Source organism: Selenomonas sp. oral taxon 126 (assembly GCF_001683335.1).
In the GTDB taxonomy this organism is placed as follows: Bacteria; Bacillota; Negativicutes; order Selenomonadales; family Selenomonadaceae; genus Centipeda.
This window is the reverse complement of sequence record NZ_CP016201.1, coordinates 388,716-410,367: the sequence shown is the minus strand read 5'-3', so window position 1 is coordinate 410,367 and position 21,652 is coordinate 388,716. Positions and strand designations below refer to the sequence as shown.

The 21,652-nt window shown below is 59.6% G+C and carries 21 protein-coding genes; 15 read left to right on the top strand and 6 right to left on the bottom strand.

What is annotated here, in order from left to right; genetic code table 11:
- The first annotated feature begins 341 nt into the window (after positions 1–341).
- The 7 genes from AXF19_RS01770 (at position 342) to AXF19_RS01740 (ending at position 6,418) form a co-directional block, all read left to right on the top strand.
- Entirely contained in the window at positions 342–1,442 is a 1,101-nt protein-coding gene (locus tag AXF19_RS01770) for an LptF/LptG family permease (protein ID WP_066844266.1), read from the top strand.
- 33 nt (positions 1,443–1,475) lie between these two features.
- Positions 1,476–2,651: a DUF3084 domain-containing protein gene (locus AXF19_RS01765; protein WP_066844264.1), complete on the top strand. Its 1,176-nt coding sequence runs from the start codon at positions 1,476–1,478 to the stop codon at positions 2,649–2,651.
- Positions 2,648–3,049 carry a resolvase gene (locus AXF19_RS01760; RefSeq protein ID WP_066844261.1) on the top strand — a complete coding sequence of 134 codons (402 nt, stop codon included), beginning with the start codon at positions 2,648–2,650 and terminating at the stop codon, positions 3,047–3,049. Before AXF19_RS01765 ends, AXF19_RS01760 begins: the two co-directional genes overlap by 4 nt.
- A 239-nt stretch (positions 3,050–3,288) precedes the next feature.
- Positions 3,289–4,338, top strand: coding sequence for a glycosyltransferase family 4 protein (locus tag AXF19_RS01755; RefSeq protein ID WP_066844258.1), 1,050 nt, complete (start codon positions 3,289–3,291; stop codon positions 4,336–4,338).
- A gap of 117 nt (positions 4,339–4,455) precedes the next feature.
- Positions 4,456–5,610, top strand: a complete 1,155-nt coding sequence (wecB, locus tag AXF19_RS01750; RefSeq protein ID WP_066844256.1) for a non-hydrolyzing UDP-N-acetylglucosamine 2-epimerase — start codon at positions 4,456–4,458, stop codon at positions 5,608–5,610.
- 25 nt (positions 5,611–5,635) lie between these two features.
- The gene (locus tag AXF19_RS01745; RefSeq protein WP_066844253.1) at positions 5,636–5,875 is read left to right on the top strand and encodes an AtpZ/AtpI family protein; all 240 of its coding nucleotides are present in this window, start codon (positions 5,636–5,638) and stop codon (positions 5,873–5,875) included.
- Between the two features lie 30 nt (positions 5,876–5,905).
- The gene (locus AXF19_RS01740) at positions 5,906–6,418 is read left to right on the top strand and encodes a glutathione reductase (RefSeq protein WP_066844250.1); all 513 of its coding nucleotides are present in this window, start codon (positions 5,906–5,908) and stop codon (positions 6,416–6,418) included.
- A gap of 64 nt (positions 6,419–6,482) precedes the next feature.
- Here the strand turns inward: AXF19_RS01740 and AXF19_RS01735 are convergent, their stop codons facing one another.
- From AXF19_RS01735 to AXF19_RS01715, 5 genes are all read right to left on the bottom strand, one after another.
- Positions 6,483–7,772 carry a hexokinase gene (locus tag AXF19_RS01735; RefSeq protein WP_066844246.1) on the bottom strand — a complete coding sequence of 430 codons (1,290 nt, stop codon included), beginning with the start codon at positions 7,770–7,772 and terminating at the stop codon, positions 6,483–6,485.
- Positions 7,773–7,994: 222 nt separating this feature from the next.
- Positions 7,995–8,768 carry an HAD-IIB family hydrolase gene (locus AXF19_RS01730; RefSeq protein WP_066844238.1) on the bottom strand — a complete coding sequence of 258 codons (774 nt, stop codon included), beginning with the start codon at positions 8,766–8,768 and terminating at the stop codon, positions 7,995–7,997.
- Positions 8,765–10,429: a glycoside hydrolase family 13 protein gene (locus AXF19_RS01725; RefSeq protein ID WP_066844235.1), complete on the bottom strand. Its 1,665-nt coding sequence runs from the start codon at positions 10,427–10,429 to the stop codon at positions 8,765–8,767. The genes AXF19_RS01730 and AXF19_RS01725 overlap by 4 nt, the downstream gene beginning before the upstream one ends.
- Before the next feature lie 13 nt (positions 10,430–10,442).
- Positions 10,443–12,554, bottom strand: a complete 2,112-nt coding sequence (locus AXF19_RS01720) for an alpha-glucoside-specific PTS transporter subunit IIBC (protein WP_066844232.1) — start codon at positions 12,552–12,554, stop codon at positions 10,443–10,445.
- Positions 12,555–13,037: 483 nt separating this feature from the next.
- Positions 13,038–13,805: a MurR/RpiR family transcriptional regulator gene (locus tag AXF19_RS01715; RefSeq protein ID WP_066844229.1), complete on the bottom strand. Its 768-nt coding sequence runs from the start codon at positions 13,803–13,805 to the stop codon at positions 13,038–13,040.
- Positions 13,806–13,993: 188 nt separating this feature from the next.
- On the opposite strand from AXF19_RS01715, the gene AXF19_RS01710 reads away from it, so the two are divergent.
- Positions 13,994–14,485 carry a PTS system mannose/fructose/N-acetylgalactosamine-transporter subunit IIB gene (locus AXF19_RS01710; protein ID WP_066844227.1) on the top strand — a complete coding sequence of 164 codons (492 nt, stop codon included), beginning with the start codon at positions 13,994–13,996 and terminating at the stop codon, positions 14,483–14,485.
- A gap of 44 nt (positions 14,486–14,529) precedes the next feature.
- On the opposite strand, the gene AXF19_RS14910 is transcribed toward AXF19_RS01710, so the two are convergent.
- Positions 14,530–14,679, bottom strand: a complete 150-nt coding sequence (locus tag AXF19_RS14910; protein ID WP_237141654.1) for a secretion protein HlyD — start codon at positions 14,677–14,679, stop codon at positions 14,530–14,532.
- Positions 14,680–14,717: 38 nt separating this feature from the next.
- Here AXF19_RS14910 and AXF19_RS01705 point away from each other — a divergent pair, with 38 nt between their 5' ends.
- The 7 genes from AXF19_RS01705 (at position 14,718) to AXF19_RS01675 (ending at position 21,651) form a co-directional block, all read left to right on the top strand.
- Complete coding sequence (locus tag AXF19_RS01705) at positions 14,718–15,524, top strand: PTS mannose/fructose/sorbose transporter subunit IIC (RefSeq protein ID WP_066844219.1); 807 nt, start codon at positions 14,718–14,720, stop codon at positions 15,522–15,524.
- A gap of 12 nt (positions 15,525–15,536) precedes the next feature.
- A complete protein-coding gene (locus tag AXF19_RS01700) occupies positions 15,537–16,355 on the top strand; it encodes a PTS system mannose/fructose/sorbose family transporter subunit IID (protein ID WP_066844216.1) in 819 nt (272 codons plus the stop codon).
- 117 nt (positions 16,356–16,472) lie between these two features.
- Positions 16,473–17,435: a sugar ABC transporter substrate-binding protein gene (locus tag AXF19_RS01695; RefSeq protein ID WP_066844213.1), complete on the top strand. Its 963-nt coding sequence runs from the start codon at positions 16,473–16,475 to the stop codon at positions 17,433–17,435.
- Positions 17,436–18,761: a sensor histidine kinase gene (locus AXF19_RS01690; protein WP_066844209.1), complete on the top strand. Its 1,326-nt coding sequence runs from the start codon at positions 17,436–17,438 to the stop codon at positions 18,759–18,761.
- Positions 18,754–19,425 (top strand): response regulator transcription factor, encoded by a 672-nt coding sequence (locus tag AXF19_RS01685; protein WP_066844206.1) that lies wholly within the window; start codon positions 18,754–18,756, stop codon positions 19,423–19,425. Before AXF19_RS01690 ends, AXF19_RS01685 begins: the two co-directional genes overlap by 8 nt.
- A complete protein-coding gene (locus tag AXF19_RS01680; RefSeq protein WP_066844199.1) occupies positions 19,422–20,723 on the top strand; it encodes an ABC transporter substrate-binding protein in 1,302 nt (433 codons plus the stop codon). Before AXF19_RS01685 ends, AXF19_RS01680 begins: the two co-directional genes overlap by 4 nt.
- Before the next feature lie 124 nt (positions 20,724–20,847).
- Positions 20,848–21,651 (top strand): Cof-type HAD-IIB family hydrolase, encoded by an 804-nt coding sequence (locus AXF19_RS01675; protein ID WP_066844192.1) that lies wholly within the window; start codon positions 20,848–20,850, stop codon positions 21,649–21,651.
- Position 21,652: the final 1 nt, after the last annotated feature.

Genomic DNA, 21,652 nt, shown 5'->3' with positions numbered 1-21,652 from the left:
CCGAGTCCTCTTTGGTTCTATGATAAATGTTACGGAATGCCACCGTGCGCACTCCACGCAAACGCTTAGTTACGCAAGCGGTCGCGTTCTCGTTCGCCTAAATACCTGCGGACTTCTTAAACGCGCTTCGCTTGAACGAAAGAAATCCGCAGGGGGCGAGTCGAACGCTTTTCTCCGCTTGCTCCACTAGGGTTTGCTTAGGAGCATCGCACATCGCTGTTTCCGATTCTCCGTAACATATGAGAAAGAGCCTCCTCTTTTGCATCCTTGTCAAGGCGGGACGAAAATGATAAAATAGAGCGAATGCCATCTATGTATAGAAATGAACAGAGGAGAGCGCTATGCGTCTGAAGATACGAATCCTCGACAAATACATCTTTCGGGAGGTCTTTCTGTCCTTCCTCTTTGCGATCTGCGCGTTCTCGGCGGTCTTCATCGGCTCGGGTACGCTCTTTCGCATTGCGCAGTACATCACGGACTACGGTGCGTCCCTGCCGTCGATCATCAAGATCTTCGTATTCAGTCTGCCCGGTGTCGTCATGTGGACGTTCCCCATGTCGATGCTGCTTGCGAGTCTCCTGACGTTCGGGCGCCTGTCCTCTGCGAGTGAGATTACGGCGATGAAGTCCTGCGGCATCGGCTTCGGGCGCATTGCCGCGCCTGCGATCCTCCTTGGGTTTCTCGTGAGCGTCGGCGCGATCCTTTTCAATGAGCACGTTGTACCGCGCGCAAATACGGCGTACCGCAACGTCATCTACTACGAGATCGAGGGCAACTCCGGCATGAAGTCGCAGGAGCATCTCATCATCAAGGAGATCGAGGACGGCGCAATCCAGCGGCTCGTCTATGCGCGTTCCTACGATGCGGATCTGCAGCGTCTCACGGGGGTGAGTCTGCAGGTGTTCGGCGCGGACGGCAAGGTCACGCATGTCGAGAATGCGGAGTACGCGGAGTGGACGGGCGCGGAGTGGATCATGCACAAGGGCGATGTCTATGAGATCGCCGACGAACATATCGAGCGCCGCATGCGCTTTGAGACGCAGGTGCTGCCCATTGAGAAAGACCCGCGTCAAATCATACGCGAACAGAAAAAACCCGAGGAGATGACGATGCGTGAGCTGCGTCATCAGATTGCACTGATGCAGACGCAGTATGTCAATACATCAAAGCTTGAGACAGAGCTGTATCAGCGCGTCTCGATCCCGATGGCGAGCCTCATCTTCACGCTGATCGGCGTGCCGCTCGGGCTGCAGCCGACGCGCAATTCCTCGTCGGCGGGCTTTGCGATGAGCGTCATCATCATCTTTATCTACTATGCACTCATGACGATGGGCAACGCATTTGCGCGCGGTGAGGTGCTGCCGGCGATGCTTGCCGTCTGGCTGCCGAATATCGTCGGCGTGATCGCGGGGGCGATTCTCCTGCGGAGGGCTTCACAGTAAAATTTGGAACACGATAGAAAGGGGTGACGCTTCATGTACGGTATCACACTCATCCTCGTTCTCGCGGTTGTCGGCGGCGTCATCGCCTTCATCGGTGACCGTCTCGGCACGCGCATCGGCAAGAAGAAACTCTCAATCTTTGGGCTGCGTCCGCGTCACACGGCGGTCATTGTCACGATCTTTACGGGGATCTGTATCACAACGGTGACGTTCGGCATTCTCGCGGCGGCGTCCGAGAATGTGCGCACGGCGCTCTTCGGCATGGATCGGCTGAATGCGATGATTGCCGATACGCGTGCGGCGCTCGACTTTACCTCGGATGAACTGGATCGTGCGAAAAGCGCGCAGGAGAAGGCGGGCGATGATCTGAAAAAATCAGAGGAGGAGATTGCGCGGCTCGAGGGCGAGCAGTCGGAGCTGCGCGCGGAGTCGGATCGGCTGTCTGAGGGCAACCGCGCGCTCATGATGGAAAAGGAGGGGCTGATCTCCCTCAACGGGCGGCTCTCGGGGGAGAACGAGACGCTGCAGGCGGATATTCAAGCCCTTGGTGTGCGTGCAAACGAACTGCGCGAGAACATCCTGAACCTGCGCGAGGGGAATATTGTCTATCAGGCGGGGGAGATCATCGCGAGCGGGACGATTCCTGCGGGGCTCTCGCACGATGAGATTGAGCGCGGGATGGCGGGGATCGCACAGCTCGGCACGCGCAATATCTCTGCGCGCCTCGGTGAGAACCACACGGATCAGGATATCTGGATCTATGGACCGGAGTACGATGCCGCTGTGAAAGCAATCGAGGCGAGCTCCGTCGATATGATTGTGCGCATTGTTGCGGCGGGGAATCTCGTGCGCGGGGATGAGATCCGCGCGTCCATCGAGCTGTACCCGAATCGCGTTATCTATCGCGACGGCGAGCTCATCATCGCGCGCGTCTACGCGCCCGAGGGCATGGGTGCGGCTGCAGAGCAGTCGGTCATGTCGTTCCTGCGCGAGGTGAACGCGGCGGCATCGGCAAAGGGCATTCTGCCGGATCCAATTCGCGGAACGGTCGGCGTGATCGAGGGCGCGGAGTTCTACAGCCTCGTGCAGGATCTCGAGGCGCGGACGGATGCGGTCGTCATCTCTGCCTATGCGGACGGTGATACGGATGCAATGGGACCTCTGCGGCTGAAATTCAAGATTGAAAGTGAAAACGGGGGCGGCGCGTGAGTCGCCCCGTCCTTGCGATTGACCCCGGGCGCGAGAAATGTGGCGTCGCCGTGCTTGCGGCGGACGGCAGCATTCTGATGCAGGAGGTTGTGCGGACGACGACGCTTGACAGTGTGGTCGGCGCACTTGCGGCAGCACATGAGCCGACGATCATCATGGGCAGCGGCACGACGAGCGCAGAGGCGCGGGCACGCGTAGAGGCACTGGGGCGCACGGTGACGCTCGTCGATGAGTACCGCACGACGGACGCGGCGAAGGCACTGTACTGGGAGGTGCACCCGCCGCGCGGATGGCGGCGGCTCGTGCCGCACGGCATGCTCGTGCCGCCCGTGCCCGTGGATGATTTTGTTGCGGTGATCCTCGCGCGGCGATATTTGCAGGAGAAAATGTCTGATTGACAGCGCCCCTGTCCTGCGGTATGATGAATAGAAGTATGCTTGCGGAAGCACTGATAAATTCAGCACCGCCGCCTTAGCACATCTTTTTCGCCCTGTCTTTGTCGACAAATCCTCCACATAGCCTTTGCTATGCGTCCGGTTTGTCTCCTTGACAGGACAAAAAATCTGCACCAATTCGACGGACTTCATTTTATCAGCGATTCCTTGCAGATGACCTCGACGAAGGAGAGCAATAATTCATGCCCGATAATGTCTTAGCATTTATGATTGCGCTTGGCATGGCGCTCATCATCACGCCCGGTGTCATCGCCTTTGCGCGGCGCACAGGGGCACTCGACAAGCCCGATGCGCGTAAGGTGCACGTGCGCCCGATCCCGCGCATCGGCGGCATCGGGATCTACGCCGCATTCATGGTGTCGATCCTCGTGCAGCTCCTCTTTGTCGACCTCACGCCGGAGTTCATGATGAGCCTCATCGGCCTCATGGTTGGCGGTACGATTGTCGTTGCAATCGGTATCATCGACGATTACTGCGACCTGCCGGCGAAGGTGAAGCTGCTCGGGCAGATCGTCGCCGCTGCTGTGCTTGTCATTGCGTTTGACGTGCGCATCGACTTCATCACCGACCCGCTTGGCGACTTCATCTATCTGGAATGGTTTGCAATTCCCGCGACGATTTTCTGGGTTGTCGGTCTGACGAATACGGTGAACCTGATCGACGGGCTGGACGGTCTTGCGGCGGGGGGTTCCTCGATTGCCGCGATTACAATTTTTCTCGTCGCGATGGAGGAGGGCATTCCCTTCGTTGCGATGGTAACGGCGGCGCTCGCGGGGGCGGCGGTTGGCTTCCTCTACTACAACTTCAACCCCGCGCGTATCTTTATGGGCGATACGGGGAGCATGTTCCTCGGCTTTATGCTCGCGGGCATCTCCATCGTCGGTGCGGTCAAGAGTGCGGCGACCATTGCGCTCATTGTGCCGATCCTCGCGCTCGGGCTGCCGATCCTCGACACGACGTTCGCCATTGTGCGGCGCGCGCGGAACCATCGCCCAATCTTCAAGCCGGACAAGGGGCATCTTCATCACCGCCTCCTTGCGCACGGCTTCACGCAGAAACAGGCAGTGCTGCTCATGTACGTTGTGAGCGGTCTCTTTGGTCTGTGCGCGCTTGCCCTCACGGCAGTCAGCCCGCAGGCAGCTGCGCTCATCATCCTGATCGTTGCGGCGGCGGTCTTCGTCGGCGCGCGTAAGCTGGGTATTTTCCGCATGGATGTGCCGCAGCAAAAATAGAAGTGAATCCTTTCCGAAGCGAATCCGCTAAGGGGGGCTTCGTCCGCAGGATTCAAAATATTTGAGATAGAGTTATAAATCTTTGGGATTCCACATCCGGAGAGGAGCAATGGCAGAATGACCGGCAAAATCAAAGTCATGTCGATCTTTGGCACGCGTCCCGAGGCAATCAAGATGGCGCCCGTCGTCAGGGGCCTCATGCAGTACACGGACGAGATCGAAACGCGCACGCTCGTCACGGCGCAGCACCGCGAGATGCTCGATCAGGTGCTGCATCTCTTCCACATCGTCCCGGACTACGATCTTAATATCATGGCGGCGGGGCAGACCCTCTTTGACATCACCACGCGCGCCATGATGGGCATCAACGAGGTGTTTCAGCAGGAGAGACCCGACCTCGTGCTCGTCCACGGCGACACGACCACCACCTTTGCGGGTGCACTCGCTGCGTTCTACCATCAGATCCCCGTCGGACACGTCGAGGCGGGGCTTCGGACACATGACATCTATTCGCCGTTCCCCGAGGAGATGAACCGCCGTCTCACGGGCGGCATTGCGACTCTGCATTTCGCTCCGACGCCGACTGCGCACGCGAACCTCCTTGCCGAGGGCGTGCCCGAGCGGCGCATCTTTGTCACGGGCAACACCGTCATTGACGCACTGCATCACATCGTGCGTCCCGACTATGTGCTGCCGACGGAGCTTGCTGGTGTGGACTTTGCAAATCACCGCGTTCTCCTCGTTACGACCCATCGACGGGAGAACCTCGGTGAGCCGATGCGCCATGTCTACCGTGCGATTCGCAGCATCATTGAGCAGATGGACGATGTGGAGGTCGTCTTTCCCGTTCACCGCAATCCGAAGGTGCGTGAGATCGTGCGCGAGGAGCTCGGCGGGATTCCGCGCGTCCACCTCATCGACCCGCTTGACTACGAGCCGTTCGCAAATCTCATGGCGCGCGTTGACATCGTGCTGACGGACTCAGGCGGCATTCAGGAGGAGGCCCCCTCCCTCGGCAAGCCTGTGCTCGTCCTGCGTGACACGACCGAGCGTCCCGAGGCGGTCACGGCGGGAACCGTGCGCCTCATCGGCACGGATGAGCAGCGTGTCTATGACGAGACCATGCGCCTCCTGACCGAGCCGACTGCCTATACGCACATGGCGGAGGCGGTGAATCCCTACGGCGATGGTGAGGCTAGTCGCCGTATCATCGAGGCGATCCTCTACCATGCGGGACATTCGCACACGAAGCCGGAGCCGTTCGGGGCGTAAAGCTATGAGCGGAGAGGAGGAGCTCATGGAGCAGAAGAAAACGCCGCCCCCGTCGGGGATGGCGGAGGCACTGCGCGCATTTGGTCTGCTCTCCGGGGTCGGCATCTATTTCCTCGTCTTTCTCGGAATCTTCATTTTCCTCGGGCAATGCGCTGACGACTTCCTCGGCACGGGGCGGGTTTGCACCATTGCGGGCATCATCCTCGGCTTTCCCGCCGCGATTTACTCGCTCTATCGGCAACTGAAGTATTATAAACTTGTGTGAGACGATCTTTTCATTCGAGGGAGGTTTGTCATGGGTGACTTGTTTCGTGAAGTGCAATTGTTCCTCGCCGCTCCGAGCGAGCATAGGGACGAATTTGACGCGAGCGATGCTCTGATCTGGGTGGACTGGGGTGACGAGGATGAGAGTATTCTTTCCTATTTGAATGATGTTCTTCCGGAGGAGGCACAGATCGACTACGAATGTGTGGACTCTGAGACGGAGCGTGGATTTGATATTCTGCTGAAAAAAGATGGAGAGGCACACGCCGTCCCCTATGCGGCAGATGCTGCGGACAGGGATACAACGCTCAAGGCGGCACAGGAATACCTCGCGCCTGTATACGAGATTCGATGGTATATGGGTTCGCTCGGCAGTGATACGCTTGCGTTCACGGTTCTTCCAACAGACGATTGGGAGAAGCTGGAACGGGAGTTTGATGCGGAGCAGGTCGCCTATTATTTCGCGCCGATTTACGCAGACAGTCAGATGTTCGAGATGGACGTGGACGAAGTCTTTGATCTGCTGGAGCAGAGAAAACAATAGTACAGATAAACGAACACAACCGCCCCGCAGGGTTGAACCTTGCGGGGCGGTTTCGTGTGTATCTTTATTTTCTCTCTGTCATGGCTGCCGCGAGTGCCGCGCCGAGGGCAGAGCCGGCGTTTTCGAGGATGATCTTGACGTTGACCGCCTCGTCCAAGAGGAGGGTGTCGAGCGCGCCACGCAGGTGATGTGAGACGAGCGGGACTTTCTCATAGACGGAGCCGTCGACGGCGACAAACTGGTTCTCGAACTCGTTCTCACCCATGCGGTGCTGGATGATGGCGACGTACGTCGCCGCAACGATACGTGCAGAGCGGACGATGACGGCGGTCGCAAGCTCCTGCAGCAGGGCGCGCTCGGCGGCGGTGAAGGTCATGCCCGTCTTTGCCTCGATGACCGCACCTGCCGCATGGCGGTCGAGGTAGGCGTCGGTGATGATCTCGGAGAGCTCGATGCTCGAAAACGGATAGACTCCGTCCGCACCGAGGAGATCTGCAAGTGCCGCACCGTAGAGTGTCCCGAGGTAGCGTCCCGACACCATCTTTTCCAGACGCTGTGCGCCGGGCTGCTCGGATTCCCGATCCAGAAGATCGTCGTATTTGGAGAAGGGCAGATGTCCAAAGCCGCCCGACTCCATGTTGATGACGGTCGGCGTCTCACTGCCGTCTGCGAACTCCTCGTAGTAGCAGGTGTTCTGCCCCGTGGCATAGATCGATCCAATGTAGGTGTGCTCGTGCTTGTACGCCGCTGCGAGCAGCACTGCAACCGTATCGTTGATGACAGCGACGGGGGTGACATTTGTCATGCCGCGCCGTGCGAGTGCCTCCTTGAGCAGGTCGTTGACGACCTTGCCCTCAACTCCCTGCGTGGCGAACTCCTTCGTCCAGACGATGAGCTTCGCGTTGTAGAGGTCGGTCTGCTGTGAGGGGAAGGAGAAGGTATGTCCAAGGAGGTATTTCGTCTCCCGATTTCCGTCGATTGCTTCGTCGATGATGCCGGCGAGGAAGTCAAACATCTCCTCTGCCGTCGCATCTGCGCTGACGTAGTCATAGACACCGGGGAGGGTGAGCGGTTTTGCGACCCTGCTCAGCACCTCGTATTCGCCGTCGCCCTTGAGGAGGATGCGCAGGGCGCGGACGTTCGTGCCGCCGAAGTCGAGCGCGAGGAAGGAGCCGTGCTCCTTGCCGCTCGGAAGCCCTGCATAGGAGCGGAGCATACGGAGTGTTGCACCCTCTTTTCCCGCGAGCCCCGCGCACATATCGGCGCGGAAATCATCGGTGATCTTGCGGAGTGCATCGTCGTCTATGGTGAAGGCTGCCTTTATCTCGTCAAATTTTTCACGATCAAATCCCATGGTAACTCCTCCCAAAAAAATTATATTTCGGGCAGCCTCCACGCAAACGCCTCGTTACGCAGGCGGTCGGGCACTTATCTGCCTAAATACCTGCGGACTTCTTAAACGCGCTGCGCTTGAACGAAAGAAATCCGCAGGGGGCAGAACGTGCCCTTTGCTCCGCTTGCTTCACTAGGGTTTGCTTTGGAGGCTGCCCTTATCCCATGTTCCGATCCAAGCCGTTCAACAAAAGTGATCGAGCATCGCGCCGACGCTCGGGAACACCTGCTTTGCCTGTGCCTGTATCTCGGGGCGTGCCGTGGTGAGCGAGTACCCGTCCCAAGCCTTGAGCATGGGCAGGTCGTTCGTCTCGTCGCCGATGGCGAACACCTCCGCGCCGTCCCATCCCATGACGGAGAGTAGAGTACGGATGCCCTGATCCTTGCTGATGCCGGCGGGCGTGATGTCAAGGCTGCACGCGTTCGGGAATGCGTGAATCTTATCCCCCAGTTTTGCGTTCAGCACGGCGGCACATTCATCGGACAGGGCAGGCTCATGAAAGCCGAGCGAGAACTGCTGAATCCCCGTCAGCCCTCCGATGTCGGCTTCCGTGATATAGACGATGGGGAAGTCCCAGTCCTTTGCTTCGCGCTCGATCCACGAGCCCTCGGAGTGGTGGCAGAGGTAGGTCACATCTGCTGCAGAGAAGGCGAAGTGGAAGGACTTCTGTGCGCTCGGCTCCGACGCAATCGCCGTGAGCGCGCGAGGATCAATCTCCGCCTGAAATCGTACGGATGCATCCGCACCCCGTATGATGCCGCCGTTGTTGCAGACGGTATAGTCGAATTCGACTCCGTATTCCTCAAGCTGAGGCACGAGCATCCCGTAGTCGCGCCCCGAGATGACGCCGAACTTGTGCCCCGCCGCGCGCCAACGCGCGATGCCCTCCTTCGTCTCTGTGTCGATCATGCCGCCCCGCAGCAGCGTGCCGTCGTAGTCGCTTGCCGCTACCTTCATTTTACTTCCTCCTCATAGACAACCGCCTCGAGCGGACGGAGTGTATTTTTCGGTGCATCTGTATAGCTGCCGATGAGCCGCACGCCCTTCAGGAATCCTGCGGGCAGCACCGCCTCCTCCGTGCTGAAATTGACGGCGGTGACGATGCGCCGCGTGCCCTCCGTGCGCGAGAATGCATAGATCTGCTCATTGTCCGCGAGCAGTTCCTCGTACACACCGCTGAGCAGTACGGGATTCGTCTTGCGCAGACGGATGATCTCCCTGTAGTAGGAGAGGACGGAGTCCGCATCCTTTTCCTCAGCCGCCGCATTGATTTCACGGTAGTTTTCGTTTGCGGGCAGCCACGGCGTTCCCGTTGTAAAGCCCGCATGTTCCGACGTGTTCCACTGCATCGGCGTGCGTGCGTTGTCACGGCTGTTGAAGTGGACAAAGGAAAGTGCCTCTGCGGGGCTGAATCCTTCCTTGAGCGCAAGCTCGTACTGCCCGTGGGAGGAGATATCATCATAAGCTTTGATGCTGTTCCACTTGACATTGGTCATGCCGAGCTCTTCGCCCTCGTAGATGAAGGGCGTACCGCGCAGGGTCATGAGAACGGTCGCAAGTGCCTTTGCGGCAAGGCGTGTATCCCCGCCCTTCGGGAAAAAGTAATTGACGGAGCGTGCGCGGTCATGGTTCTCGAAGTAGATCGGGTACCAGCCCTCCTTGGCGACGCCCGCCTGACTCGCCGAGAGTGCGCCCTTGAGCTTTGTGAGCGGCCACGGGAGCATCTTCGACCAGCATTCGCCGCCCTCGTATGGAACGAGGACGTGGGCAAACTCGAACAGCATGGAGAACACGCCGTTCTCGCCGACCCAGTCGGGGAGCTCCGCGACCGAGACACCGTTTGCCTCGCCGACGGTGAAGATGTCGTGTCCGTCAAAGACCTCTCTGCGGAACTCATGGAGGAAGTCGAGAATGCCGGGCGTATTCGCCGTCATATCGTGGACGCTCACCATGCCGTCCGCCGCATCGGGGGTGCCGTCGGCGAAGACGGCGGGTTTCTTGATGTAGGTGATCGCGTCGATGCGGAAGCCGCCGACGCCCTTGTCGAGCCAGAAGTTCGCCGCCGCAAAGAGGGCTGCGCGCACCTCGGGATTCTCCCAGTTGAGGTCGGGCTGCGCCTCGGCAAAGGTGTGGAGGTAGTATTGGCCTCGCTCGGGGCAGTACGTCCACGCCGAGCCGCCGAAGATGCCGCGCCAGTTCGTCGGTGCGCTGCCGTCGGGCTTTGCGTCGCGCCAGATGTACCAATCGCTCTTGGGATTGGTGCGGCTCGACTTCGACTCGATAAACCACGGATGCTGATCGGAGCTGTGGTTGTAGACGAGATCCATGACAATGCGCATATCGCGCTTCTTTGCCTCGGCGATCAGTTCCTCCATGTCGGCGAGCGTGCCGAACTGGGGATTGATGCCCGTGTAGTCGCTGATGTCGTAGCCGTTGTCGACCATGGGCGAGGGATAGACGGGCGTGAGCCAGAGCGCACCCGCGCCGAGATCCTTCAGATAGTCGAGCTTCTCGGTGATGCCGCGCAGGTCGCCCGTGCCGCTGCCCGTGGTATCGTTGAAGCTCTTCGGATAGATTTGGTAGACAGCGGTGTTCTGCCACCATTTCGTTGCTTTCATCGGTGTTCCTTTCTTAGAACGTCAGCACAGGGGTTTCGCCCGCCTTGGCATCCATGCCCGTCGTCTTCTTCATGAGCGGGTACTCGGCGGAGTTCGTGACCGCCATGATGACCGTGTCCTGATAGCCCGCCGCATGAATCACATCGCGGTCGAACTTCACGAGCGGCGCACCCGCCTTCACGCTCTCGCCCATCTTGACGAGGAGTTCAAAGCCTTTGCCCTCGAGTTTCACCGTGTCCACACCGATGTGGATGAGGAGTTCCGCACCGTTGTCCATGCGGAGACCGACCGCATGGCGGCTGTCCTCCATGACCATCGTGACCTCGGCATCCGCAGGAGCGACCACAACGCCCTCGGTCGGCTCGACTGCAACGCCGTCGCCCATCATCTTCTGCGAGAACATCTCGTCCTTGACCTCGCTCATGTCGATGACATGACCCGTCGTGACTGCCGTGACGGCAAAGGATTTCTCCGTGCCAACCGCGACCTCGTCCACATCGGAGGCGGGTGCAGTCATGAGCGCCTCGAAGCGCTCGCGAATCTGCGGAACGGAGAGCCCAACGATGACCTGGAATGCGTGACCGTTGCGGACAAGCCCGTGTGCGCCCGCATTCGTAAATGCCGCAGAGGGAGCAACCTTCTCGGGATCGTTGACCGTGACGCGCAGACGCGTTGCGCAGTTCGTTACATCCTTGATGTTTGCAGCGCCGCCGAGTCCGTCGAGGAAGGCGCGCGCCTTCAGGTCACGCTCATCGAGCTTCATGCCGGGAGCAGCGCCCGCAGCGCCGGCCGCACCAGCCTGTTTTGCCTTGTAGTCCGCCTTGGTGAAGAGCTTGTCCTCCACATCGTCATCCGTGCGTCCCGGGGTCTTGTAGTCCTTGAGCAGGATGACCCAGCGGAAGACGAAGAAGTAGATGGCGGTGAAGCAGAGACCGACGCCGATCTGCGTGAGGTATGTCGCATAGTGATACGGGAAGAGGGGAATCCAGTTCTGAACGAAGCAGTCGATGAGACCGCCGCCGAAGTTGCCCGAGAGACCGATCGCATAGAGCGTTGCGGAGAGTGTTGCCGAGAGCAGTGCGTGCAGGAGATAGAGAAGCGGTGCGACAAAGAGGAAGGTGAACTCGATCGGCTCTGTGATGCCGCAGAGCACTGCCGTGATCGTCGCGGGGATGAGGAGCGCCGCTGTCTTCTTGCGCTTTTCGGGCTTTGCACACATGTAGATCGCGAGTGCTGCGCCCGGCAGACCGAAGACCTTGCCGCTGCCGTGGAGGGCAAAGCCGCCCTCGGGGAAGAGCTCACGGAGCGACTGTCCGCTGACCATAAAGTCGTTGATGTGTCCGAGCCAATACGCCTGGATGCCGCCGTCGACAACCGCAGGACCGAACATGAACGGGAGATAGATGAAGTGATGCAGACCTGCCGGCAGGAGCATTTTCTCCGAGAAGGTGTATGCCCAGACACCGAGGATGCCGCTGGTCTTGAGGAAGAACTGGAACTGCTCAATGGCGTGCTGTACGGCCGGCCAGACAATGCAGAAGAGGAGCGCCATCGGAATCATGACGACGAAGCCGATTGCGACGACGAACGCGGGACCCTTGAAGATGCCGAGCCAGTCGGGGATGTTCGTGTCATAGAAGTGGTTGTGCAGGAACGCCGTGCAGCAGGCGATGAAGATCGCGCCGAGCATGCCCATGTCGAGCGTCTTGATGTTCGCGATCATCGCAAGCCCCGTGCCGGGACCTGCCGGCTGGCTGTAGTCCACACCGAACGCGCTGCCGTGGAGCGTGAGGAATGCGGAGATGAAGTAGTTGAAGAGCATGTAGATGACGAACGATTCCATCGCACAGCGTGCAGGCTCTTTTTTCGCAAAGCCGATGGGAACGGCAATCGCGAAGAGAATGGGCATCTGCGCGAACACAGTCCATGCGCCCTGTTCGACGACAAACCAGAAATCGTACCAGAGCGTGCCCTGCGCGGCGATGCTGCCGAGCAGTCCCTCGTTCTTGCAGACGATGGACACTGCCACCGTCAGACCGAAGAATGCAAACAGGATGACGGGCGTATACATTGCGCCGCCAAACCGCTGCATGTTTTGCATGATGACATCCTTACTGAGTGCCATGTGCGTTCCTCCTTATCCCAAAACCAAACCCCTACGGCGGGGAAGCTCTGCGCCTCCCGAGAATGAAACTGAAAGAAATATGAAATCCACTGTCCCAAAGATAGCGCAAAAATGCCGCGAACGCAATAGGTTCGCGGCATTCGGGAGGGATGTACGGAGACTGTACCGTGGTACATAGGATGAAATTTGTTACAGGGATGGGGCGCCCCTATCGGCTCGCTATGCTCGCCACTTCCCCCGTCTCGGACGGGGGAAGCTAATATGCCATAATGCAAAGCCTCCCCCGTTGCTGACCTGTCCAAGAAGCAAGTCCGAAAGGACGCAGCTGATTGGGCAACAGGTCGTATGGGAAAACGTCCCAAGAACACAAGCGTTAGCGAAGTGTGATTGGTTGACGTTGACCGCTCGACACGGGGGAGGGGGACCGCGAAGCGGTGGAAGGGGCGTCTGTGGCGGTCACATGTTTTCTTCCGACAGAGATTGTTACTTCTCCCGCTCCTGCACATAAAGCCTGTAATGCACATACCAGATCTCGAGCAGGAGAAAATACGCGAGCATGGATTTGAACTGGAGGCGCGCCTCATTTTCCGGCAGGGCAAACTCTGCGGGCATGACGTAGAGATTCTCTGTGGAGCGGGAGGCGAGTGCATTGTGCCGCATCTCAGTGATGGAGAGGATGGGCACACCCTTGAGGCAGAGATGGTCGGCGAACTCCACGGCACGCTCGGATTCGCCCGAGAGCGAGATGAAGATGAAGAGGTCGTCCTTTCCCGCCGTCTGGTAAACGGAGTAGAACTCCTCACGTCCCGCAATCTCGTAGATGAAAATGTTGTCATAGACAAAGAGGCGTTTCATCTCCTGCATGACGTTCGTCTGGACATAACCCGAGGCATAGGCAAAGACGCGGTGCGCCTCATGGATGAGGCGGCTTGCACGCGTGTAGTCGCGCCGCATGAGCGTGCGCCATGTCTGATCGTAGAAGCTGCCGAGCGAGGTTCTGACATCATTTGCGGGGATGGGATGATCCGTCTTCTCCATCCGCATGACCGCCTTCATCTCGCCGAACCCGTCAAAGCCGAGCTTTTGCGCGAAACGCACGACGGAGGCACTCGACACGGCGCACGCGCGTGCGAGTTCATGGATGGATGCGCGGCTTGCTGCCGCACGGTTGCCCTCGATATACCGCCAGATGCACTTGTCCGTATCGCTGAGACGTTGCAGATGTGCGTTGATTCGTTCTGTAAGCCGCATGGCATCCTCCCCCTTTTATGCGTCCATTATAGCATAAATTTTGGAAAAGAGCAGAAAAGAATGACTTCGTGACATTTGTCATGAAAAAAACCTGAAAAGATGTGACAGACTTCAGATGACATTATTTCTCTTTTTGATACAATATAACCAGTGTAATGATTGGGTTCTGCAATAGAGGGGGATTTATCATGGAGATCGCATTTTGCCGCATTGACGACCGCCTGATTCACGGACAGGTGGCAACGGTCTGGACGAAGATGACGGGCTGCAACCGCATCATGTGCGTCAACGATGATGTCGCACAGGACGAGATGCGCAAGAAGCTGCTCATCCAGGTCGCGCCGCCGGGCATCAAGGCGTACGTCATTCCCGTGGACAAGGCTGTTGCCGCGTACAAGGATCCGAAGTACGATTCGTTCAAGACGCTTTTCCTCTTCACGAATCCCGCCGATGTGGTGCGTGCGGTGAAGGGCGGCATCCCGTTCAAGTCCGTCAACCTCGGCGGCAAGTGCTTCAAGGACGGCGACACAATGATCTCGCAGGCGGTCGCGGTCAACGAGGACGATGTCAAGGCGATCAAGGAACTCCTCGATATGGGGATCGAGGTGGAGATTCGCAAGCTGTGGAACGAGCCGAAGGGCGACGTGATGGCAGCGCTGAAGGCAAAGGGGCTCGCATAACGGTCTTTGAAGGGCTCCAATCCATTGGGGGGATTGGACACTCTTTAGGGAAGCACTGATAAATTCAGCCGCGCCGTCTTAGCACATCTTTTTCGCCCTGTCTTTGTCGACAAATCCTCCACATAGCTTTGGCTATGCGTCCGGTTTGTCTCCTTGACAGGACAAAAAATCTGTACCAATTCGACGGACTTCATTTTATCAGCGATTCCCTAGGAAATGGGAGGTTGGATTTATGGATACAGTACAGTTTGTAATGCTCATCGTCGTTGCGGCGATTACGGGCATGGCGAGCGTGCTCGATGAGGCTCAGTTTCATCGTCCGCTGATCGCCTGTACGCTCGTCGGACTCGTGCTCGGCGACATCACAACCGGCATCATCCTCGGCGGCACGCTCGAGCTGATGGCACTCGGCTGGATGAACGTCGGCGCGGCAATGGCGCCGGATGCGGCACTCGCCTCGGTGGTGGCGACCATCCTCGTCATCGTCGGGCATCAGGACATCACGGCGGGCATTGCGCTTGCCGTTCCGCTTGCAGCGGCAGGGCAGGTGCTCACGATCTTCGTGCGTACGATCACCGTCTTCTTCCAGCATCTGGCGGACAAATTTGCCGAGGATGGCAATATGTTCGGCATCGAGATGTGTCATGTCGCAGGTCTGATGCTGCAGGCGATCCGCGTCGCCGTTCCTGCTGCACTCGTCGCGCTGATCGCGGGCACGGACACCGTCAGTGCCATGCTGAACTCGATTCCCGAGGTCGTGACGCGCGGTCTGCAGGTCGCGGGCGGCTTCATCGTCGTCGTCGGCTATGCGATGGTCATCAACATGATGAATGCAAAGTCGCTCATGCCGTACTTCTTCCTCGGCTTCCTCCTCGCAGTCTTCACGGACTTCAACCTCATCGGCTTCGGCGCGGTCGGCCTTCTCTGCGCGTACTTCCACATCAAGGGAATTGAGCGTGAGTCGCAGATCGCGGCAGCTGGTGCGGGTGGCGGTACGGGCAACCCCGTGGACGACATCGATGATTCGGATCTGATGTAAGGAGGCAGGGCAATGGAAAAGACATTAAACAAGAGAGATCTGTTCTGGATCTTCGTTCGCTCCAACTTCCTGCTCGGATCGTTCAACTTTGAGCGTATGCAGGCGATGGGGTTCTGCGTTGCGCTGATGCCCGCACTCAAGAAGCTCTATCAGGGCGACGAGCTGAAGGCGGCACTCAAGCGACACCTCGAGTTCTTCAACACGCAGCCGTTCGTCGCGGCGTCGATCATGGGCATCATCGCCGCGATGGAGGAAAAGCGTGCGAACGGTGCGGACATCAGCCCGCAGACCCTCTCCGGCGTCAAGGTCGGTCTCATCGGACCGCTTGCCGGCGTCGGCGACCCGATCTTCTGGGGGACGCTGCGCCCCGTTCTCGCCGCACTCGGCGCGGGCATTGCACTCACGGGCAGCATCATCGGCCCGATCATCTTCTTCGTCGCGTTCAACGCACTGCGCCTCCTCACGCACTGGTACGGCGTTCGGTATGGTTATGAGAAGGGCACGGAGCTCGTCGACAACATCGGCGGCAATAAGATGCGCTACCTCACGGAGGGGGCGTCCGTCCTCGGACTCCTCGTCATGGGCGCACTCGTTGCGAAGTGGACGACGGTCAATATGCCGCTTGTCCTGTCCGAATATGTGAACGCACGGGGCGAGGTCGTCGTCACGACGCTGCAGAGCATTCTCGACAGCCTCATGCCGAGCATCGTTCCGCTCCTCATGACGTTCGCATGTATGTATTTCCTGCGTAAGGGCGTCAACCCGCTCATCATCATCCTCGGGCTGTTCGCCATCGGCATTGTTGGATATGCCATCGGTCTGCTCGCATAAGAGTGAATATTAGGGGGGCTGCCGTACGAAGCAAAAAATGTTTCGTGCGGCAGTCCCTTTGGTATATAATTGGAGCAGTGGAGATGATTGTGACAGAGAGGGCGGTGAGGGCGGATCATGCAGAAATGGCTGTCATGGCGATGGGGGATTGCACTCGTTGTGCTGCTCGCGGGACTCCTGTGCGCCCAGTTCGCCCGCACGGATCACTCCGCGCGTCAAAATGAAGGGCGCGCGAAGTTCGGCGCGGTCTACATGACGACGAACAACCCCTTCTACGAAATCATCGACGAGGAAATCCGCACTGTGGTCGAGAACCACGGCGATGTCCTCATCTCGCGCGATCCCGCCCTCGATGCCGACCGACAGATTGAGGAGATCCGTGACCTCATCGCGGAAGGTGTGCGCGTCCTCTTCGTCAACCCCGTGGATGCCGCACGCATGGGCGAGGTGCTGCGTGAGGCGCGCGCGGCGCGCGTCATCGTCATTGCGATTGATACGAACCTCGCGCAGGACGGCTATGCCGCCGCGACCATCGTCTCGGACAACTACAATGCGGGCGCGCAGTGCGCCGCGCACCTCCTCGCACACGCGGACGGGGCGCGCATCGGTCTGCTGAAGCATACGCTGGCGCGCTCGGCAGAGCTGCGCATCGAGGGCTTTCGCGCGGCGCTCGCGGGGCATCCCTCCTTTCAGATTGTGGCGGAGGAGGAGTGCAGCGGGCAGCTGGAGATTGCAATGCCTGTCATGGCGGATATGCTTGCGCGGCATCCCGAGATTGACGTCGTGATGGCGCTGAACGACCCCGCGGCGCTTGGGGCGATTGCGGCGCTGCAGAATGCGGGACGCGCGCCCGGAGAGACGCTGGTCTATGGCGTGGACGGCGTTCCCGAGAGCCGGCAGCTCATCCGCGCGGGTTGGATGACGGCGACCGCTGTCCAGTCCCCGCGCCGCATCGGAAGGCTCGCTGCGGAGGAGGCGTATCGCATTCTTGCGGGCGAGGGGGCGGAGGACATCGCCCTGCCGACCCATCTGCTGACGATAGAGAATGTGGAGGAGAACGACGGCGGGGGGTGGGACTGAATGACCGGTCTTCTACGGGCGGTGCGGGGGCGCGCGTTCGAGGATGTGCACTGGCTGCTCTATGCCTACAACGCCATCGTCATCGCCCTCCTCACGGCATTTCTCTGCCTGACCCAGTACAAGATCCACATGTCGATGGGGGCATACGCCTTCATGAAACAGGTGCATGCGCTACCGTTTTCGCCTCTTGAAAGCATTTTCCTGACGGCGCTCGCCTTTCTCCTGCTCACGCTGTTCGGCTGGATGTACCGCCTCGGCTCCGGTGATAACCGCGCGCGTCTCTACCTCCTGCTGATGCTTGAGATCGCCGCCTGCATGGTGCTCATGCGCAGCGTGAACTTCGCCTACGACGGCGTCGTGCTGCTCGTTGTCGCCGACATGATGCAGCGCTACGAGGGGCATCACCGTGCCTATCTTCTGATCGGTGCGATGGTCGTGCTCTATCTCATCGCAAACGTCAACCTCGGGCTGTACCAGACGAAGGTAATCCCGTTTGAGGCGTATATTTCCTACTACGACAGCACGACGCAGAGCGTTCTGCTCGCACTGCGGAGTGCGTGTTCCTCGCTGAATACGATCCTCTTCGTTTCCTACCTCGTTCTCCTCATCAAGAATAAAAATGAGGAGCGCGAGCGCATCCGTCTGCTCAATGAGAAATTGGAGGAGGCGAACCAGCGTCTGCGGGCGTACGCCATCCACGCGGGGCGCATGGCGGAGACGCGCGAGCGCAATCGTCTCGCGCGCGAGATTCACGATACGCTCGGGCACGCGCTCACGGGCATCACGGCGGGGCTGGATGCCTGCATGGTGACGCTTGAGAGTGCGCCGGAGTTCACGCGTGCACAGCTGGCACGCATTCGCGACGCGGCGCAGAAGGGCATCACGGACGTGCGCCGCTCGATGAAGAAGCTGCGCCCCGACGCGATGGAGAAGCTGCCGTTCCAGGAGGCAATCGCCGCGATGACGGCGGAGTTTGCGGCATCCTCGGGGATGGAGGTCGCGCTCGACGTGCAGCAGTGGCCGGCGAATCTGCGCGAGGATCAGGAGGATGTCATCTACCGCGTGCTGCAGGAGAGTCTGACGAACGCGCATAGGCACGGGCAGGCGAAGCATGTGCGTATCACCATCGGGGAGAACGTCGGCATCCTCTGCATCCGCATTGCGGACGACGGCACGGGCTGCACCGAGGTCACACCTGGATTCGGGCTGCGCCATATGCAGGAGCGGCTGTATCTCCTGCATGGGACGGTGAACTACGAAAGCGCGGACGGCTTCACGGTCGAGGTCGCAATACCGCTGAGTGGGGGAGGGAGCGTGCATGATTAACGTCATGATTGCGGACGATCAGGAGCTCATTCGCGAGAGTCTGAAGATCGTCCTCGAGATGAACGAGGATATGCGGGTGACGGCGATGGCGGCGAGCGGGCGCGAGGCACTGGAACTCCTCGCCCAGACCCCTGTCGACATCATCCTCATGGACATCCGTATGCCGGAACTCGACGGGGTGCTCTGTACGAAGGCGGTCAAGGAGCGCTATCCCGAGGTGCGAATCATCATTCTCACGACCTTTGATGACGACGACTATGTATACTCCGCGCTGAAATATGGGGCGAGCGGCTACCTGCTGAAGGGCGGGAGCGTGCAGGATCTCGCGAATGCGATCCGCGTCGTCGTCTCGGGCGGCAACATCCTCAACCCCGATGTCACGAACAAGGTCGTGAAGCTCTTCAGTCAGATGGCGCAGAGCCCCTATGTGACGGAGGCGGATCTGCAGGGCGTGAGCGAGCTGACGCATACGGAGCGCAGCATTGCCCAGCTCGTCGGCAGAGGGCTCTCGAACAAGGAGATCTCGGCGGCACTCGCGCTCTCGGAGGGCACCGTCCGCAACAGCCTCAGCACGGCGCTCTCAAAGCTGAACCTGCGTGACCGCACACAGCTTGCGATTTGGGCAGTGCAGATCGGCCTCTCGCAGATGAGAGGGGCGAAATGAGCGTGCAGCGGAAAATCGGCATTTTGCTCCTCGTCCTCCTCATCGCCGCGCTCCTCGGCTCGTGGCTCGTATGGCGCAGCAGCCCCGTCGTGACCGTCGGCATCTTCGCGGGCAGCAACTGGGGCGTGCCGCAGGGCGAGCCATACGCCATCATTGACCGCGCCATCGAAAAATTCGAGGCGGCACATCCGGGCGTGCGCGTGCAGTATGTGAGCGGTATCCAACGCGGGGATTATGCGGAGTGGCTGGCGGGGCAGTTTTTGCAGGGCGGGGAGCCCGATGTATTCCTCCTGCCAACAGAGGATTTTGCACTCTATGCCGAGCGCGGCGCACTGTGCGACCTCACGCCGCTGATGGAGAGTGATCCGGAATTTTCCGCAGAGGTCTATGACGGTACGGCGTTTCAGAACGGGCAGTACGATGGGCGCAGCTACGCGCTGCCCTGCGAGAACATGATTACGCTCATGTTCGTCAACAAGACCCTGCTCGCGCGCGAGGGGCTTGCAATGCCGCCGCAGAACTGGACATGGACGGACTTTCTCGCACTGACGAAACTCCTCACGAAGGATACAGACGGGGACGGGGTGCCCGACCAATTCGGCTGCTATGACTACACATGGGAACAGGCGGCGGTGTCCAACGGCGTACGGCTCTTTCGCGCGGATGGCAAGGCGTCCTATTTTGCCGACCCGCGCATGGAGGAAGCCCTGCGCTTTCTGAAGGAACTCGAGGCAGCGCACGCTGGGCGCAAGGTGACGGCGCGGGATTTCGACATGGGGCGCGTGGCGTTTCGTCCGTTCACCTTTGCCGAGTATCGCACATACAAGCCCTATCCGTGGCGCGTCAAGAAGTACAGCTCCTTCGAGTGGGACTGCATCCCGCTGCCGGCGGGACCCTCGGGCGGCAATATCTCCGTGATGAACAGTCTGCTCGTCGGCATGAGCGCGCGCACGGAGCGGCGCGAACTCGCGTGGTCGTTCATGAAGCTCCTCAGCTGTGACCCCGAGATACAGGCGATGGTGCTCGAGAAGTCGCACGCGCTCCCCGCGCGCCGCGATGTCCTGCGGGCGCGCGGGGCGGAGGAGATCTTTCTCTGGGACTCGGGGGAGAGTGCGATGACTGTTGAGGATGTGGGGCGCGCCATGGAACGCTCGGTGACCCCCGACCACTTCGACCGCCACGCGGAGGTCATGCTGTATGCCGACCGTGCGATTGCGGCGCTGATCGAGGAGCCGCCGCCGTTCCACAACGCGCTCAACCGTCTGCAAAAGGAAGTCAATGCGATTTTGCAGCAGTGAGCGGGAGAGGCTCATATGCCGCAATCCAAAGCCTCCCCCGCCGAAGCGGGGGAGGGGAACCGCGCAAGCGGTGGAAGGGGCGCCTTGAACGCTTGGTTGTGAGCGATTCACAAAGGGAGGGAATATGGACTACAAGATTGTGTTTTCCGACATCGACGGCACACTCCTCAATACGGAGCATCACGTCCTGCCGCGCACAGCGGACGCCATCCGCCAGATTACGGCGCGCGGCATCCCGTTTGCGCTCGTCTCGGCACGTATGCCCGAAGCGATTGCGCCCATCGTGGACGAGATTGGTGCGACTGCCGCCGTCATCAGCTACAACGGCGGACTCGTCATCACGCCCGACGGGCAGGAGCTGAACGATGAGCGCATGACGCGCGCGCATACGGAGGCGGTGCTCGCACAGATTGCGCGGGACTATCCCGGGGCGTCGATGAACTACTACGCCGGGCATACATGGTATGTGCGCGACCGCGCCGACCCCGAGGTGCAGCAGGAGGAGCGGATTACGACCGTCACCTCTGTGGAGGCGGACTTTGCGGCACTCATCGCAGCGGGGACGCTGCCGAGCAAGCTGCTTGCGATGGGGGAGGCTGACCTCATTGTGCGTATGGAGAAGGAGCTTTCGCCGGCATTTCCGGAACTTACCGTCATACGCTCGGCGCCGCATCTCTTGGAGATTATCGCACGCACCGTGTCGAAGGCGACGGGGATTGCCGTTCTGTTGAATCACTATGGGATTGACCGCACGGAGGCGCTTGCCTTCGGCGACAATTACAACGACATCGCCATGCTGCGCTATGTCGGGCACAGCGTCGCGATGGGCAACGCGCCTGACAAGATCAAGGCGATTGCCACATCTGTCACGGAGGGGAACGATGCCGACGGCATCTATCACTTCCTGAGGAAAAATCTGGTTGTTTGAG

Coding starts and splice junctions, on each gene's coding strand:
- AXF19_RS01770 (WP_066844266.1), top strand. CDS start 342: ATGCGTCTGAAGATACGAATCCTCGACAAATACATCTTTCGGGAGGTC.
- AXF19_RS01765 (WP_066844264.1), top strand. CDS start 1,476: ATGTACGGTATCACACTCATCCTCGTTCTCGCGGTTGTCGGCGGCGTC.
- AXF19_RS01755 (WP_066844258.1), top strand. CDS start 3,289: ATGCCCGATAATGTCTTAGCATTTATGATTGCGCTTGGCATGGCGCTC.
- wecB (WP_066844256.1), top strand. CDS start 4,456: ATGACCGGCAAAATCAAAGTCATGTCGATCTTTGGCACGCGTCCCGAG.
- AXF19_RS01745 (WP_066844253.1), top strand. CDS start 5,636: ATGGAGCAGAAGAAAACGCCGCCCCCGTCGGGGATGGCGGAGGCACTG.
- AXF19_RS01740 (WP_066844250.1), top strand. CDS start 5,906: ATGGGTGACTTGTTTCGTGAAGTGCAATTGTTCCTCGCCGCTCCGAGC.
- AXF19_RS01735 (WP_066844246.1), bottom strand. CDS start 7,772: ATGGGATTTGATCGTGAAAAATTTGACGAGATAAAGGCAGCCTTCACC.
- AXF19_RS01730 (WP_066844238.1), bottom strand. CDS start 8,768: ATGAAGGTAGCGGCAAGCGACTACGACGGCACGCTGCTGCGGGGCGGC.
- AXF19_RS01725 (WP_066844235.1), bottom strand. CDS start 10,429: ATGAAAGCAACGAAATGGTGGCAGAACACCGCTGTCTACCAAATCTAT.
- AXF19_RS01720 (WP_066844232.1), bottom strand. CDS start 12,554: ATGGCACTCAGTAAGGATGTCATCATGCAAAACATGCAGCGGTTTGGC.
- AXF19_RS01715 (WP_066844229.1), bottom strand. CDS start 13,805: ATGCGGCTTACAGAACGAATCAACGCACATCTGCAACGTCTCAGCGAT.
- AXF19_RS01710 (WP_066844227.1), top strand. CDS start 13,994: ATGGAGATCGCATTTTGCCGCATTGACGACCGCCTGATTCACGGACAG.
- AXF19_RS14910 (WP_237141654.1), bottom strand. CDS start 14,679: ATGAAGTCCGTCGAATTGGTACAGATTTTTTGTCCTGTCAAGGAGACA.
- AXF19_RS01705 (WP_066844219.1), top strand. CDS start 14,718: ATGGATACAGTACAGTTTGTAATGCTCATCGTCGTTGCGGCGATTACG.
- AXF19_RS01700 (WP_066844216.1), top strand. CDS start 15,537: ATGGAAAAGACATTAAACAAGAGAGATCTGTTCTGGATCTTCGTTCGC.
- AXF19_RS01695 (WP_066844213.1), top strand. CDS start 16,473: ATGCAGAAATGGCTGTCATGGCGATGGGGGATTGCACTCGTTGTGCTG.
- AXF19_RS01690 (WP_066844209.1), top strand. CDS start 17,436: ATGACCGGTCTTCTACGGGCGGTGCGGGGGCGCGCGTTCGAGGATGTG.
- AXF19_RS01685 (WP_066844206.1), top strand. CDS start 18,754: ATGATTAACGTCATGATTGCGGACGATCAGGAGCTCATTCGCGAGAGT.
- AXF19_RS01680 (WP_066844199.1), top strand. CDS start 19,422: ATGAGCGTGCAGCGGAAAATCGGCATTTTGCTCCTCGTCCTCCTCATC.
- AXF19_RS01675 (WP_066844192.1), top strand. CDS start 20,848: ATGGACTACAAGATTGTGTTTTCCGACATCGACGGCACACTCCTCAAT.